Origin of the sequence: Streptomyces sp. NPDC093109, from assembly GCF_040701725.1 — a bacterium.
GTDB lineage: Bacteria > Actinomycetota > Actinomycetes > Streptomycetales > Streptomycetaceae > Streptomyces.
Genome location: NZ_JBFBEZ010000022.1, coordinates 114933 through 130601 on the forward strand (window position 1 = coordinate 114933; position 15669 = coordinate 130601).

Annotated in this window: 14 protein-coding genes; 11 read left to right on the forward strand and 3 right to left on the reverse strand. The window is 71.6% G+C overall.

Translation table 11 applies throughout. The features are described from left to right. Positions 1-82: 82 nt before the first annotated feature. Both AB0389_RS21930 and AB0389_RS21935 read left to right on the forward strand, forming a co-directional pair. Entirely contained in the window at positions 83-1876 is a 1794-nt protein-coding gene (locus tag AB0389_RS21930; protein ID WP_366397121.1) for an ABC transporter ATP-binding protein, read from the forward strand. Beyond that, the gene (locus AB0389_RS21935; RefSeq protein WP_366397122.1) at positions 1873-3669 is read left to right on the forward strand and encodes an ABC transporter ATP-binding protein; all 1797 of its coding nucleotides are present in this window, start codon (positions 1873-1875) and stop codon (positions 3667-3669) included. Before AB0389_RS21930 ends, AB0389_RS21935 begins: the two co-directional genes overlap by 4 nt. Before the next feature lie 62 nt (positions 3670-3731). Here AB0389_RS21935 and AB0389_RS21940 read toward each other — a convergent pair whose 3' ends face one another. Further along, on the reverse strand, positions 3732-4337 hold the full coding sequence (locus tag AB0389_RS21940; RefSeq protein WP_366397123.1) for a response regulator transcription factor: 606 nt from the start codon (positions 4335-4337) through the stop codon (positions 3732-3734). A gap of 294 nt (positions 4338-4631) precedes the next feature. Here AB0389_RS21940 and htpX point away from each other — a divergent pair, with 294 nt between their 5' ends. Then, positions 4632-5540: a zinc metalloprotease HtpX gene (gene htpX / locus AB0389_RS21945; protein ID WP_366397124.1), complete on the forward strand. Its 909-nt coding sequence runs from the start codon at positions 4632-4634 to the stop codon at positions 5538-5540. A 47-nt stretch (positions 5541-5587) separates the two neighbouring features. After that, positions 5588-6172, forward strand: a complete 585-nt coding sequence (locus tag AB0389_RS21950; protein ID WP_366397125.1) for a hypothetical protein — start codon at positions 5588-5590, stop codon at positions 6170-6172. Between the two features lie 19 nt (positions 6173-6191). Here AB0389_RS21950 and AB0389_RS21955 read toward each other — a convergent pair whose 3' ends face one another. Beyond that, the gene (locus AB0389_RS21955) at positions 6192-7043 is read right to left on the reverse strand and encodes an SMP-30/gluconolactonase/LRE family protein (protein WP_366397126.1); all 852 of its coding nucleotides are present in this window, start codon (positions 7041-7043) and stop codon (positions 6192-6194) included. A gap of 128 nt (positions 7044-7171) precedes the next feature. Here AB0389_RS21955 and AB0389_RS21960 point away from each other — a divergent pair, with 128 nt between their 5' ends. Genes AB0389_RS21960 through AB0389_RS21970 form a run of 3 tightly spaced genes read left to right on the forward strand, consistent with a single transcriptional unit; the run spans position 7172 to position 8659 of the window. Continuing rightward, positions 7172-7834: a DUF2975 domain-containing protein gene (locus AB0389_RS21960; RefSeq protein WP_366397127.1), complete on the forward strand. Its 663-nt coding sequence runs from the start codon at positions 7172-7174 to the stop codon at positions 7832-7834. Then, positions 7834-8115 carry a helix-turn-helix transcriptional regulator gene (locus AB0389_RS21965; protein ID WP_366397128.1) on the forward strand — a complete coding sequence of 94 codons (282 nt, stop codon included), beginning with the start codon at positions 7834-7836 and terminating at the stop codon, positions 8113-8115. Before AB0389_RS21960 ends, AB0389_RS21965 begins: the two co-directional genes overlap by 1 nt. Positions 8116-8158: 43 nt before the next feature. Then, positions 8159-8659 (forward strand): levansucrase, encoded by a 501-nt coding sequence (locus AB0389_RS21970; RefSeq protein ID WP_366397129.1) that lies wholly within the window; start codon positions 8159-8161, stop codon positions 8657-8659. 79 nt (positions 8660-8738) lie between these two features. Here AB0389_RS21970 and AB0389_RS21975 read toward each other — a convergent pair whose 3' ends face one another. Then, entirely contained in the window at positions 8739-9734 is a 996-nt protein-coding gene (locus tag AB0389_RS21975; protein ID WP_366397149.1) for a LacI family DNA-binding transcriptional regulator, read from the reverse strand. A gap of 366 nt (positions 9735-10100) precedes the next feature. On the opposite strand from AB0389_RS21975, the gene AB0389_RS21980 reads away from it, so the two are divergent. From AB0389_RS21980 to AB0389_RS21995, 4 genes are all read left to right on the forward strand, one after another. Continuing rightward, a complete protein-coding gene (locus AB0389_RS21980; protein WP_366397130.1) occupies positions 10101-11024 on the forward strand; it encodes a sugar ABC transporter permease in 924 nt (307 codons plus the stop codon). A gap of 2 nt (positions 11025-11026) precedes the next feature. Beyond that, positions 11027-11974 (forward strand): carbohydrate ABC transporter permease, encoded by a 948-nt coding sequence (locus tag AB0389_RS21985; protein WP_366397131.1) that lies wholly within the window; start codon positions 11027-11029, stop codon positions 11972-11974. An 87-nt stretch (positions 11975-12061) separates the two neighbouring features. Then, entirely contained in the window at positions 12062-13408 is a 1347-nt protein-coding gene (locus AB0389_RS21990; RefSeq protein WP_366397132.1) for a sugar ABC transporter substrate-binding protein, read from the forward strand. Positions 13409-13534: 126 nt separating this feature from the next. Beyond that, entirely contained in the window at positions 13535-15610 is a 2076-nt protein-coding gene (locus AB0389_RS21995) for a beta-galactosidase (protein WP_366397133.1), read from the forward strand. Positions 15611-15669: the final 59 nt, after the last annotated feature.

A 15669-nucleotide genomic window follows, 5' to 3' on the forward strand; every position in this document is an offset into this window, starting at 1 on the left:
GCGACAAGAGGCCCCGGGCGGTCCGCCGCCCGGGGCCTCACCCCGTCTCTCCCTCTTCCGGTCCGCAGGAGGCCCTTCCCCGATGAAGTTCCCTCGTCGTGGAGCCCACGACGCACGCGCCGCCGCCCCGACCGGTCCCGGCCTGCTGCGTGGCGCCGCCCGCCACAGCGCGCTCCTGACCGCCGCAGTCCTCGGCTGCTCGGCCGCGTCGGCGGGCGCGGCCCTCGCGCTGCCCGCCGTGCTCGGCCGGACGCTCGACCTGCTGCTCGACGGCGGCGGCAGTGGCGGCAGTGACGGCGACGGCTCGGCCCGCTTCTGGCTGCTGGTCTGCGCCGCGCTGATCACGGCGGAGGTGCTTCTCGACGCGCTGGAGGCCCTGTTGAGCGGGGTGACCAGCGCCAGATCGACGGCCTGGCTGCGCGGGCGCGGCCTGGCCGGGCTGCTCGGCGCGGCGCCCGAGCACGGCACCCGGCTCTCCCCCGGCGAGCTGGCGACCCGGCTGTCCGCGAACGCGACGGAGGCCGGTACGGCGCCGGTGAGCGCGGCGGCGCTGGCCGCCTCGCTGCTCGCACCGGTGGGCGCGGTGATCGCGCTCTTCCTCATCGACGTCTGGACGGCCGTGGCGTTCCTGGCCGGGATCCCGGTACTGCTGCTGGTGCTGCGCGCGTTCGCCCGGGACACCTCCGACAGCGCGGCGCGCTACCAGCGGGTGCAGGCGGATCTCGCGTCCCGGCTGGTGGAGGTGCTGGACGGCGCGCGTACGGTCGCGGCGGCCGGTACGGCGGAGCGCGAGCGCGACCGTATCCTCGCCCCGCTGCCCGAACTCGCCGTGCAGGGACGGCGGATGTGGCGGGTGCACGGCCGGGCCGTCGCCCGGGGCGGGGTGCTGCTGCCCCTGCTGACGACCGGTGTGCTCGCCGTCGGCGGGGTGGCGCTCGCGGCGGGCCGGATCAGCGTGGGCGACCTGCTGGCCGCCTCCCGCTACGCGGCGCTCGCGGCGGGCGTGGGCGCGGGCGCCGGGCTGCTCGGCGCGCTCGTACGGAGCCGGTCCGCCGCCCGCAGGACGGCCGTGCTCGCGGCGCTGCCGCCCATGGCGTACGGCACCGGACGGCTGCCGGACGGCGGGTCCGGCGCCCTCGAACTGCGGGGGGTACGGGTCGTACGGGACGGCCGGGCCCTCCTCGACGGGGTGGACCTGAGCGTGCCCGGGGGTGCCTCGGTCGCCGTGGTGGGCCGTTCGGGCGCGGGGAAGTCGACGCTGGCCGCCGTCGCGGGACGGCTGGCCGACCCGGACGAGGGCCGCGTCCTGCTGGACGGCGTACCGCTGGCGTCGCTGGCGCGCGGGGAGCTGCGCCGCGAGGTCGGGTACGCGTTCGAGCGGCCGGTGCTGTTCGGCGACACGATCGGCGCGGCGCTCGCGGCGGGAGCCGAGCCGGCGCCGCCGGGCCGGGTACGGTCTGCGGCCCGCGCGGCGAGCGCGGACGCGTTCGTCCGGCTGCTCCCCCGGGGGTACGGCACACCGCCGGCCGAGGCCCCGCTCTCCGGCGGCGAGCTCCAGCGTCTGGGCCTCGCCCGCGCTTTCGCCCACGCCGGCCGGCTGCTGATCCTCGACGACGCGACCTCCAGCCTCGACACCGTCACCGAACACCAGGTGGAACGGGCCCTGGCGCGGGACATCGCGCCCGGCACCCGGCTCGTCGTCGCCCACCGGCTCTCCTCGGCTGTCCGCGCCGACCTGGTGGTGTGGCTGGAGGACGGCCGGATCCGGGCGGTCGGCCGGCACCCGGACCTGTGGCGGATTCCCGGGTACCGCGCGGTCTTCGCGCCGCCCGGGGAGCACTCCGAGCACGCCGAGCACGCCGAGGACAGGCGGTGAGGGGCGTGGGGCCGGGGGTGTGGCCGGCGGCGCGGAGATTCCTGGGGCGGCGGAGGGGGGCGCTGATCCGGCTCGGTGGCTGGTCGCTGCTGGAGTCCGCGCAGACGTTCCTCGGCGGGTACTGCCTGGCGCGGGCGCTGGACCGGGGGTTTCTGGCCGGGGACACCGGGGCGGGTCTTGGGTGGCTGGTGGTGGCGGCGGGGGCGATCCTGCTCGGCGGGCCGCTGATGCGCGGGGTCTTCGCCCAACTCGCCGAGCTGGTCGAGCCGTTGCGGGACGCGCTGGTGCGGCGGGCGGTGGACCGGGCGATGGCCGGGGCGCTGGCGGGCCGGGACGGCGGAGGCCGGGACCTCGGTGACGGTCGCGCGGTGTCGCGGCTCACGCACCAGACGGAGATCGTCAGGGACAGCTTCGCCGGGCTGGTGCTCACGGCGCGCTCCTTCGTCTTCACGGCCGCGGGCGCGCTGACCGGGCTGCTGGCGCTGGCTCCTGAGCTGCTGGTCGTGGTCGTACCGCCGCTGCTGCTGGGGCTGGCGATGTTCCTGGGGACCCTGGCGCCGATGGCCGCCGCGCAGCGCGCGTTCCTGGACGCCGACGAGGCCCTCACCGACCGGGTCGCCGCGCTCGGGGCCGGGCTCCGCGACATCGCGGCGTGCGGTACGGGGGCGGAGGCCGGCGCCCGTACGCGCGAGCTGATCGACGCGGCGGAGCGGACCTCGCGCGTACTGGCCCGGTGGGCGGCCGTCCGCACCCTGGCGCTGGGCGTGGCCGGTCAGCTGCCGGTGTTCCTGCTGCTGGCCGCCGCGCCGTGGCTGCTGGGCCGGGGGGTCACGGCCGGGGCGCTGATGGGGGCGCTGGCCTATCTGGTCCAGGCGCTGCTGCCCGCCCTGCACACGCTGATGACCGCGCTCGGCGCGGCCGGGACCCGGCTGCTCGTGGTGCTGGAGCGGTTCGGGTTCGAGGAACCGGCCGCGCGGGAGCCGACCGTACCGCCCGCGCCGACCGTACTGCCCGAGCCGCGCACGCCGCGCACGCCTCCCGCCCGCGGCGTGCACGCCGCGCACATCGCGCACGCCGCGCATCCCGCCGTGGAGCTGCGCTCCGTCACGCTGGCGTACGGCCCCGGCGCACCACCCGTGCTGGCACGGCTCGACCTGGCCGTCGGGCGGGGCGAGCATGTGGCGGTGGTGGGGCCGAGCGGTATCGGCAAGTCGACGCTCACGGGCGTGGTCGCGGGGCTGCTCGCGCCCGACCGGGGGTCCGTTCTCCTCGCCGGGGAGCCCGTGGCGGGCCGGAGCGCGCGGGACCTGGCGGCGCTGCGCGTACTGATCCCGCAGCAGGCGTACGTGTTCACGGGGACGGTCCGGGAGAATCTGCTGCACCTCGCGCCCGACGCGGCGCCCGTCGACCTCGCCCGGGCCGTCGACGCGCTCGGCATCGACGCCCTGATCGGCCGGCTCGGGGGGCTGGAGGCGACGATCGGCCCCGGGACGCTGTCCCAGGGGGAGCGCCAGTCGCTGGCGCTGTGCCGCGCGTACGTCTCCCCCGCCCCGCTGCTGATCCTGGACGAGGCGACCTGCCATCTGGATCCGGTCGCGGAGGCGCGCGCGGAGCTGGCTCTCGCCGAGCGCCCCGGCACCCTGATCGTCGTCGCGCACCGGCTGTCGTCCGCGCGCCGGGCCGACCGGGTCCTCGTACTGGACGGAACCAGCCCCGCGTACGGGACGCACGACGAACTGCTCGGCCGGTCGGCGCTCTACCGGGATCTGGTGGGGCACTGGCAGAGCGTCTGACGGCGCCCGGCGGCTCGGGCCGCCGGGTAGCCGGACCGCCCGGACCGCCCAGGCCACCCCGGTCACAGCCAGCCGGCGCCCTGCGATATGCGTATCGCGTCCAGCCGGTTGCGTCCGCCGACCTTCCGTATCGCGGCGGCGAGATAGTTTCGTATCGTGCCGTTCGAAAGATGGAGCGAGTGTGCGATTTCCTCGATCGGGGCACCCTCCGCCGCGAGCGCGAGAACACTGAGTTCTCGCGGTGTCAGGGGCATCTCCGCGGCCTGAAGAAAATCGAAAACCAGTGCCTCATCAACGAATCTCTCGCCTCGGGCGACTCTGTGGATGCCTTCCACCAATCTCCCCGGCTCCCCGTCCTTGCTCACGTATCCGAGCGCCCCGGCGTCAAAAGCCTTCCGCAGAGCTCCGGGTTTCCGGGCGCCGGCCAGGACCAGCAACGCCGGCTCATATCCCAGGTCATCACGGGTGAGTCCGGCCGCGTCGGCGTACCCGGGAGAGTCGATACAGTCGATGTCCGCCACATAGACATGCGGGGGAACGCCGTACGCCCCGCGAAATGCCGTACGCCCGGCCGCCGCCGACACATCGAGAGTCTCCTCGGGACGGAGTAACGCCACGAGGGCCGAGCGGAACAGACCCATTTTGTGCACCACGAGAACGCGAATCACGGCCGTATCTCCTTTTCGCCACATCCACCCACAGGCCATCAGGCCTTAGTGGCCATTTACCTACAGCGCACCGCTCCCAATGCCCGGTAAATACGGTGAGGAACACGACACCGGCAGCACGGGAGGCACTTTCCGGCGCCGCGCGAGCCCCCGCGTACAGCAGTGCGCCACCGTGCGCCCCTGGCGGCGGGGCGGCCTGCGGCCCTCAGGTCTTGATCCATATCTTCCGTTTACGCCGTTTCACGGGAAAAAGAGGAAAATGGCAGCAGAGGCGAGAGCCACAGGAGGCCAAAGATGACGACACAGAACCGCTACACCCCGGACCGCGGCCTGACCACGCGCATGGTCACCACCATGTTCCTGATCGGTCTGCTCTACGTGGTCCTGGTCGGGGTACTGCTGGCGGTGCTGAACCACGCCTGGCCGATCATCCTGATCTTCGCGGGTGGTCTGTTCATCGCGCAGTTCTGGTTCAGCGACAAGATCGCGGCCTTCGGCATGGGCGCGCGGGAGGTCACCCCGGAGGAGGCACCCGAGCTGCACGGCGCCATCGACCGGATCTGTGCGCTGGCCGACATGCCCAAGCCCCGGGTGGCCATCGCGCAGAGCGACATCCCCAACGCGTTCGCGACCGGCCGGAGCGAGCGCAGCTCACTCGTCTGCGCCACCACCGGGCTGCTGCGCCGGCTGGAGCCCGAGGAGCTGGAGGGCGTCCTCGCGCACGAGATGTCCCATGTGGCGCACCGCGATGTCGCCGTGATGACGATCGCCTCGTTCCTCGGGGTGCTGGCGGGTCTGATCACCCGGGTCGCGCTGTACAGCGGGCTGGCCCGCAACAGCAGGAACGCGGGCCCCGCGGGTATCGCGATCATGCTGATCCCGCTGGTCAGCTCGGTTGTCTATGTGATCGGCTTTTTGCTGACCCGGCTGCTCTCGCGCTACCGCGAGCTGTCCGCCGACCGTGCCGCCGCGCTGCTGACCGGCCGCCCCTCGGCGCTCGCGTCGGCCCTGACCAAGGTGAGCGGCCAGATGTCCCGGATCCCGACGGAGGATCTGCGCAAGGCGGAGCCGTACAACGCGTTCTTCTTCGTCCCTGCGTTCTCCTCGAAGGAGAGCCTGAGCAGGCTGTTCTCCTCGCACCCGACGCTGGAGCAGCGGCTGGACCAGCTCGCCAGGATCTCCGCCGACCTGGCCCGCCCGTAACTCCCCGTAACCCGCACTGTCCCCTCTCACCGTGAGGAGCCGGCCCTGTGGGCCTTCTCGACACCATCCTCGGCCGGAGCAAGCCCGTCCGCCCCAACCTCGACCAGCTCTTCTCCCTGCCGTCCGCGGCCCTCACCCTCCAGGCCGGCGCCGGGTACACCCCCACCGGCCTGGGGTCCGTCTGTTTCGCGGGCGTCGAGGGCGGCGGGTTCGCGCGGATCCGGCAGGAGGTGCGGGAGCTGCTCGACGCGGACACCGAACGGTCCGGGCCGCCCGTGACATTCAGCCAGGACGCGTACGGCTACACCTGGCTGCTCGCCCAGCGGGCGCCGGACGATCTGGCCGCCCTGGTCAACGATGTGCACGCGGTCAACACCCTGCTCCAGGACGGCGGTTTCGGACCGCAGCTCCTCTGCTCGCTGGTCGGCTTCCGGGACGCCGAGCAGCGTCCGCTGGCGCTCGTCTATCTCTACAAGCGCGGCAGCTTCTACCCGTTCGCCCCGCTGACGGACGGTACGGAGAAGCGCGACAGCCAGCGGGAGCTCCAGGTCAGGGCCGTGCTCGGGGACGATCTGCGGATCGAGCCGGACCTCGCGCGCTGGTTCCCGGTCTGGGGCGCCCCCGGGCTGTGATCCGGCGGGACCGGCCGTGCTACCCCGCGTACATCAGCGGGGCGGCGCCGCCGATCCCCGGTTCCACGGTGAAGACCGCGCCCGCCGCCGGGTCCTCGCCGTCGGGGAGGTCCTGGCGCGAGGTGGTGATGAACAGCCGCCGGTAGTCGTCGCCACCGAACGTACAGGCGCTGACCTGGCGGGCGTTGACCTCGACGACCTCGTCCAGGGCGCCGTCGGCGGCGTACCTGCGGACCGCCGAGCCGCCCCACAGCGCGACCCACACCCCGCCCTCCGCGTCGAGTGTGATGCCGTCGGGGGCGCCGTCGGCCGGATCGATGGTGACCCAGGGCTCGGGGGTGGCGAACCGGCCGGTCTCCGGGTCGACGGTCACCCGCGCGATGGACTGGGTGGGGGTGTCGACGTAGTACGCGAAGGTGCCGTCCGGGGCCCAGGCGAGGCCGTTGGAGATGGTCACGCCGGTGTGGGCGACGGAGATGTCGCCGCCGGGGGTGAGCCGGTACACGGTGCCGGCGCCGGGGCGGGTGTCGTACGCCATCGACCCGCAGTAGAAGTTTCCGGCCGGGTCGCAGCCGCCCTCGTTCATGCGGATCGACGCGTCGCCCCACAGCTCGCCGCCGGTGCTCACCTCTCCGTCCGGGGCGACCAGCGCGAAACCGCGCTCGACGGCCGCCACGAGCCCGCCGGACGCGCGGGGCCGCCAGGCGGCGGCGACCTCACCCAGGTGGAGCCGTTCGGGCACCCCGGCGCCGTCGAAGGTCAGGATGTCCCCGGCCAGCATGTCGACGGCCCGCAGCCGGCCGATATGGGGATCCCAGCCGGGCCCCTCGCCGTGGTACGTGACGACCCCGGTCCAGTCCTCCGCGCGCATACCCGTCCCTCTCGCCGTGTCCGCGTGATGATCGACCGCATGCTAAGCACACCGGGCCGCTTGACAGAAACCCATCGATAATCGTTACTATCGATGAACGATAACAACGACCATCGATACGTCGGTGCATGGCCATGGGGGCAGATATGCGGGTGCCGCGCGAGAACCGGCTGATGGCACCTCTCCGGGACAGGAGTTGGGACCGGACCGACAGCCGGGCGCTGGAGTGGCTGCTCGGCGCGGGGGCGGCCCTGGTGGCCGTGTTCAGCGTGGTGATCCCGCTCCTCGGTGTGTTCGGTGTGCTCGGCCGCGGCGCCTCCGCCCGGACGGTGGGGTTGCGGTACGCCACGACCGCCCCGGACGCCGGCGGCGCCGACGGGGTGACACTCACCGGCACCCATCGGGCGGAACTGGCCTTCGCCCACCCGGATCCGGCCCAGCGCGCCCTGCTCGCACTGCCCGAACTGGTCAACGGCGCGCTGCTGCTGGTCATCGCGTACCTGCTGTTCCGTACGGTCCGTACGCTGCGGACCGGCGACCCGTTCGTCCCGGCCAACGCGCGGCGGATGGCGGGCATCGCGGGGGCGGTGCTGGCCATGGCGGTCGTCGGCCCGGCGCTCGACCTGATCACCACCCAAGCGCTCACCGGGGGCACGAGCGTCGACCAACAGGTGGTCGCCGAGGGCACGTTCAGCGCGGCGCCCATTCTTCTCGGACTGCTGATCGCGGCGCTCTCCGAGGTCTTCCGGCGCGGCACCCGGCTGCGCGCCGACACCGAAGGGCTCGTCTGATGCCCCCGGAGGACGAGCACCGCATCACGGTGCATCTGGACCGGCTGCTCGCCGAGCGCGGGATGACACTGACCGAGCTGGCCGGCCGGGTCGGGGTCACCGTCGTCAACCTGTCGATCCTCAAGAACGGGCGCGCCAAGGCGATCCGGTTCTCCACACTCACCGCGATCTGCCAGGCGCTCCAGTGCGCTCCGGGCGATCTGCTGAGCCATGAGCAGCCGGGAGAGCGGAGCGGGCGGCAGGGCACGGCCGGCCGCCGGGGCGATCGGTCCGCACACTGACAAGATCTTTACGTGCGCGTCCGATCAGTGGACAATCCCCCGCATGATCGAAGATACGACAAGCGCCTATCTGGCCGGGCTGGAAAGCCGGCTGGCGGCCGACGGGTGCGCTCCGCGCCAGGACAACTGGGGAGGCGCCCCCGTGCTGGTCGGGCGGCGCGCCGACTTCCGGCTCCGCTGGATGGCCACCCGGCTCCATCTGTTCACCATCGCGGCGGCGGTCCCGTACGTCACCGTGGAGACCATCGCCACCTTCACCACCCAGTCACTCCGGTACGCCAAAACGAACAAGGGCGGTCTGCCCGTCGGACTCCAGACCGGGGTGGCGGTCTTCCCGGTCCTGGTCAGCGAGCGGGTCGACCCGGCGGCGCTCGCCTGGGCGCGGGAGCAGCAGCGCAACGAGTTCGCCTGCTTCGCGCGGCCGGCGGTGGTGGACTCCGCGAAGGGCGAGGTGGGGTTCTTCCGGGGCAAGCCGCTGATCGGCAGGGCGTACGCGGCCCATCTGATCAAGAAGGGCGACGCCTACCTGGGGCAGCAGGGCTGAGAAGCTGTTGTCCGGCCCCCGCTGGGCAACGGCTCCCGCTGGGCAACGGCTCCCGCTGGGCAACGGCTCCCGAGCCCGCTCACGCGGCCGGCGCCGGCGGCGGCGCCGTGCTCTCCCGTACCACCATCCGGGTGGGGACGAGTGTGGTCCCGTGCTCCTCGGTGTGTTCCCGGATCTGACGCAGGGCGCCCTCGACACACCGCCGTCCCACCTCGGCGAAGTCCTGGTGGACGGTGGTGAGCGGGGGCAGGTACGAGTTGGCGTCGGGGATGTCGTCGAAGCCGACCACACTGACCTGCTCCGGGACCGCACGGCCCGACTCGTGCAGCGCGCGCAACAACCCCAGCGCCATCTGGTCGTTGGCCGCGAAGACCGCCGTGCAGCCGGGCTCCCGGGCGAGCCGCAGCCCGGCGCGGTAGCCCGACTCGGCCGACCAGTCGCCGCGCAGCAGCGGCGGGATCTCCCGTCCCGCCTCGTCCAGCGTGGCGCGCCAGGCGTCGGCGCGGTGCTGTGCCGCGTACGAGGACTCGGGGCCCGCGAGGTGCCAGACGGTCCGGTGTCCGAGATCCAGCAGATGCCCGACCGCCTCGCGGGCGCCGCCCGCCTGGTCGGTGTCGACCACGCTGTAGCGGTCGCCGGCATTGGAGTCGACCACCACCACACCGACGTTCGGCGGCAGTGCCACCGTGGCCGAGTCCAGCAGATGGACCTCCATGATCACGATGATGGCGTCGACGGCCAGTTCGCCCAACCGCGTGAAGGCGCCGCGTACTTGATCCTGCGTCGGGACTGCCACCGGGAGCAGTGTGATGGCGTATCCCTGTTGTGCCGCGGAGGCGGCGATGGCCTCCAGTGTGCGGACGTTGCCGGTGGTCGAGAGGGTGAACAGGATGATGCCGATGGTCCGGAACTCGCCGCGCTTCAGCGCGCGGGCCGCGCTGTTGGGCCGGTAGTCCAGCTCCTTCATCGCGGCGAGCACCTGCCGGCGGGTCGCCTCCACCACTCCCGGGTGACCGTTGGAGACCCGGGAGACGGTCTGCGAGGAGACCCCGGCCCGGCGGGCGACATCCGCCATGGACACACCGCGACGGCGGCGCGAGGCCGTCACGGGTGCCCCCGCCGCCGTCTCCGCCGTGGCCCGCGCCGATGTCTCCGCCGCGCCGGCCTGCCCCGCCGCCCGTGACCGTCCGGCCGTCCCAGAGCTCTCCACGATCCTGTCCACCCGTGCTCTCACCATCCAGTCGTCGCTGAGCCCTTCGGCTCAAAACTGACCCCACCGTGAATCTTGACGGCCCACCCAGGCCAATGTAAGCATCCCATCACCAGATGTTTACGTAAACATTTCGCCCCGGGGTAACCTCCGGCGGTGGCCTGTTTACGCGCTTTCCCATCCGGCGGCCGGGTGCCGGGTGCCCGAGGACGACCAGCGAGGAACAAAGTCATGACGGCATTGTCACCGCCTTCCACGGCGGGACACCCCGCCCCGCCACGGGGCCCCCGACGCAGGCGGGCCTTGATCGGCTGGGGCTTCATCGGACCGTTCATGGCGGTCTTCGCCCTGGTCTTCCTGGCGCCGATCTGCTACTCGATCTATCTGAGCCTCTTCCGGACCCAGCTGGTCGGCGGCACCTCGTTCGTCGGGTTCGACAACTACCAGCGGGCGCTGGAGGACCCGAACTTCTGGTCCGCGCTCGGCCGGGTGACCCTCTTCCTGGCCGTGCAGGTGCCGGTGATGCTCGGGATCGCGCTGCTGGTCGCGCTGGCCATCGACAGCGGCCGGCTCTACGGCAAGAACTTCTTCCGGATCGCGATCTTCCTGCCGTACGCCGTGCCCGCCGTGGTCGCCGCCCTGATGTGGGGCTTCATGTACGGCACCCGCTTCGGCCTGGTCGGCAACATCAACGACGCCTTCGGCGTCACACTGCCCGACCCGCTCTCCTCCGGCCTGGTGCTCGCCTCCATCGGCAACATCGTGACCTGGGAGTTCGTCGGCTACAACATGCTGATCTTCTACGCGGCGCTGCGGGTCATCCCGCACTCGCTCTACGAGGCGGCGGAGATCGACGGCGCCGGGCAGTGGCGCATCATCAGCGCCATCAAGCTCCCCGCGATCCGGGGCGCGCTGGTCATCGCCACGATCTTCTCGATCATCGGCAGCTTCCAGCTCTTCAACGAGCCGAGCATCCTCAAGAACCTGGCGCCCAACACGATCACCACGGACTTCACGCCGAACTTCTACACCTACTCGCTGGCCTTCTCCGGCCAGCAGCACAACTACGCGGCCACGGTCGCGATCATCATGGGTATCTTCACCATGATCATCGCCTATGCCGTCCAGCTCCGCGGCATGCGAAAGGAAGCGTGACGATGGGAGCCCCCGCCCCGGCCACCGCCACCCCGGCCGAGGACCGCGCGCCGCGCCCCGCCACCGGGCTGCGCACCCCCCGCCCCAAACGACGCGGCAGTGTCAACCGCCCGCGCCGCAGTGTGCTGCTCACCGTGCTGGCCGGTCTGGTCCTGGTCTACGCGCTGGTGCCACTGGTCTGGCTCGTCATCAACTCGACCAAGACCCAGACGGGCCTGCTCTCGTCCTCCGGGCTCTGGTTCGACAGCGACTTCGCGTTCTTCAGCAACATCAAGGACACCCTCACCTACAACGACGGTGTGTTCGTCCGCTGGCTGCTGAACACCCTGCTCTACGTGGTGGTGGGAGCCGGTGGCGCGACGTTCCTGGCGGTACTCGGCGGTTACGCGCTCGCCAAGTTCCAGTTCCCCGGCAAGCGCGGCATCTTCGCGGTGGTGATCGGTGCCGTCGCCGTCCCCGGTACGGCGCTGGCGGTCCCCACCTTCCTGATGTTCAGCAAGATGGGACTGACCGACACCCCCTGGGCCGTCATCATCCCCTCGCTGATCTCGCCGTTCGGCCTCTATCTGATGTGGGTATTCGCCGCCGAGGCGATCCCCACCGAGCTGCTGGAGGCCGCCCGGATCGACGGCGCCAGCGAGATCCGTACCTTCTTCACGGTGAGCCTGCCGCTGCTGGCCCCCGGCATCGTGACGGTGCTGCTGTTCACCATGGTCGCGACCTGGAACAACTACTTCCTGCCGCTGATCATGCTGAAGGACCCGGACTGGTATCCGCTCACCCTGGGGCTCAACTCCTGGAACGCCCAGGCGCAGACCAACGGTGGCGAAGCCATCTACAACCTGGTGATCACCGGTTCGCTGCTCACCATCGTGCCCCTGATCGCCGCGTTCCTGCTGCTCCAGCGGTACTGGCAGTCCGGCCTCGCCGCCGGAAGTGTCAAGGAGTGAGCCGCCCGTCCTCCGCCCGCTCCGGGTGATGATCCCCGTTTTCCCAGCTGTTCGGCAGTTCTCTGACAACGAAGTGAGATGACTCTGATGTACAACACAGCGCGCCGGCGCACCGTGCGCGGTGCGGGTCTGGCCTCCGTGGTCGCCCTCGCCCTCACCCTGACGGCCTGCGGCGGTTCCTCCGACGACAACAGCAGCACCGATTCGGGGAGCGCCGACGACGTCAAGACGGCCCTCGAAAAGGGTGGCAACCTCACGGTCTGGACGTGGGACTCCACCATGCCCAAGGTCGCCAAGGACTTCGAGGCCGCGCACCCCAAGGTGAAGGTCAAGGTCGTCAACGCGGGCACCTCGAAGGACGAGTACACCGCCCTTCAGAACGCGATCGCGGCGGGCAAGGGTGTCCCCGACGTCGCACAGATCGAGTACTTCGCCCTGGGCCAGTTCTCCCTCGCCAAGTCCGTCGCCGACCTCTCCCCGTACGGTGCGGACAAGCTGGCGGACTCCTACTCGCCCGGCCCGTGGAACGCGGTCAAGTCCGGCGACGCGGTCTACGCACTGCCGGTCGACTCGGGCCCGATGGCGCTGTACTACAACAAGAAGGTCTTCGACAAGTACAAGATCGCGGTCCCGACCACCTGGGACGAGTACGTGACGGCGGCCGAGAAGCTCCACAAGGCCGACCCGAAGGCGTACATCACCGCCGACACCGGCGAGGCGGGCTTCGCCACCAGCCTGATCTGGCAGGCCGGCGGCCACCCGTACAAGGTGGACGGCACCAATGTCGGCATCGACTTCACCGACGCGGGCAGCACCACGTTCGCCAAGACCTGGCAGAAGCTGATCGACGACAAGCTGCTCTCCCCCGTCACCTCGTGGACCGACGAGTGGTTCAAGGGACTGGGTGACGGCACCATCGCCACCCTGGCCACCGGCGCCTGGATGCCCACCAACCTCAAGACGGGCGCGCCCGGCGCGGCCGGCGACTGGCGGGTGGCCCCGCTGCCGCAGTGGAAGGCGGGCGAGAAGTCGAGCGCGGAGAGCGGCGGCAGCTCGCTGGCCGTCCCCGCCGCGGGCAAGAACAAGGCGCTCGCCTACGCGTTCACCGAGTACGCCGCCGCCGGCGCGGGCGTCAAGTCCCGGGTGAAGGACGGCGCGTACCCCGCGACCACCGCCGACATGACGTCCAAGGAGTTCCTGGACACGAAGTTCGACTACTTCGGCGGTCAGGAGATCAACAAGGTCTTCGCCCAGTCGGCCTCCGAGGTCGCGCCCGACTGGCAGTACCTGCCGTTCCAGGTCTACGCCAACTCCATCTTCAACGACACCGTCGGCAAGGCGTATGTCTCGGGCACCACGCTGACGGACGGTCTCGCCGCCTGGCAGAAGCAGTCCCGCGCCTACGGCACCGAGCAGGGCTTCACCGTCAAGTAACCCCGGCCGTCCGGGTGGTGACGGGTGGCGGCGACTTCGCCGCCCGTCACCGCCCGGTGCCCGCGGACCGGTCCGCCGAGGCCCCGGCCGCGTCACCACCGGCTCGATTTTTTTCCGAGGAGCAAGATGACCCGCGTCCCGTCGCCCCGCTGGCTGCGCCGGCCCCACGACGACCCCACGCCGCGGTTCGCGTACGGCGCCGACTACAACCCGGAGCAGTGGCCGCGCGAGGTGTGGCCCGAGGACATCCGGCTGATGCGCGAAGCCGGTGTGAACATCGTGTCCCTCGCCATCTTCTCCTGGGCCCGGATCCAGCCCGCCCCCGACACCTGGGACTTCGGCTGGCTGGACGAGATCATGGACCTGCTGCACGAGGGCGGCATCGCGGTGGATCTGGCCACCGCGACCGCCTCCCCGCCGCCGTGGCTGACCACACTCCACCCGGAGATCCTGCCGGTCACCGCGTCCGGCGAGACGGTGTGGCCCGGCGCCCGCCAGCACTGGCGGCCCACCTCACCGGTCTTCCGCACCCACGCGCTGCGGCTCGTGGAGAAGATGGCCGAGCGGTACGGGAACCACCCCGCGCTCACCGCCTGGCACATCTCCAACGAGCTGGGCTGCCACAACATCTACGACTACTCGGACGACGCGGCGCGCGCCTTCCGTACCTGGCTGACCGACCGCTACGGATCGGTCGAGACCCTCAACCACGCCTGGGGCACGGCCTTCTGGTCCCAGCGCTACACCGAGTGGGACCAGATCCTGCCGCCCCGGCTCGCCGCCTCGCACCCCAACCCGACCCAGCAGCTCGACTTCAAGCGGTTCTCCTCGGACGCGCTCAAGGACTATCTGCGCGCCGAGCGCGACCTGCTGTACCGGCTCACCCCCGACACCCCGGTGACCACCAACTTCATGGTGATGGGCGAGACCAAGGGGATGCACTACGCCGACTGGGCCGGGGAGGTGGACTTCGTCTCCAACGACCACTACACCCTGCCGGGCCCGCAGCGCCTCGACGAGCTGTCGTTCTCCGCAAACCTCACTGGTTCGATAGCCGGCGGACACCCCTGGTTCCTGATGGAGCACTCCACCAGCGCGGTCAACTGGCAGCCCGTGAACGTCGCCAAGCGGGAGCACGATCTGGCGCGCGACTCGCTGCTGCACGTGGCCCACGGCGCGGACGCCGTCTGCTTCTTCCAGTGGCGCCAGTCGGCCGCCGGTGCGGAGAAGTACCACTCGGCGATGGTTCCGCACGCCGGGGAGGACAGCGAGGTCTTCCGCTCCGTGGCCGCGCTCGGCGCGCTGCTGGGCGAGCTGTCGGAGGTCGTCGGCTCGACAGGCCGGCCCGCGCGCGCGGCCGTCCTCTTCGACTGGGAGTCGTGGTGGGCCAGCGAGCAGGACTCCCACCCGACCTCCCTGCTGCGCTACCGGCAGGAGGCGCTGGACTGGTACTCGGCCTTCCTCGCCCTGGGCGTACGGGCCGATGTCATCCACAAGGGCGCCTCGCTGGACGGCTACGACCTGGTGGTGGCGCCGGTGCTGCACGTGGTGCCGAGCGATCTCGCCAAGGAGCTGACGGGCTACGTCGAGGGCGGGGGCCATCTGGTCACCACGTACTTCTCCGGCGTGGTGGACGAGAACGACCATGCCTGGCTGGGCGGTTACCCCGGCGCGCTGCGGGAGCTGCTCGGCATCCGCATCGAGGAGTTCGGGCCGCTGCTCGAAGGCCAGGACGTCGCCCTCGACAACGGCTCCACGGGCACCCTGTGGACCGACCGGATCACCGTGACGGACGACGCCGTCGAGGTGCTCGCCTCGTACCGTACGGGCGACCAGTCGGGCCGGCCCGCGATCACCCGGCGCCCGGTGGGCACCGGCAGCGCCGCGTATGTCTCCACCCGGCTGGGCGCCGAGGGGATACGCGGTGTCCTGGACCGGCTGCTGGCCGGCGCGGGAGTGACGAGCGAGCTGCCCGAGGCCGCGCGCGGCCGGGTGGAACTGGTGGTCCGCGGCAACGGTGACACCACGTACTGGTTCCTCGTCAACCGTACCAACGAGCCGGTCGAACTGGCCGGTGTCACGGGCACGTTGCTCGGCGGAACGGCCGACAGCGCGCGCCGCGGCACCGACGCCGCCGACGCCTCCGACCCGGCCGGGCCGATCGTCCTCGGCCCGCGCGGAGTGGCGGTCGTACGGCGCTGACGGCGCGCCGCGGCGGAACGTACCGGGAGGGGGGCTCCTCACCACCACAGGCATGTCTG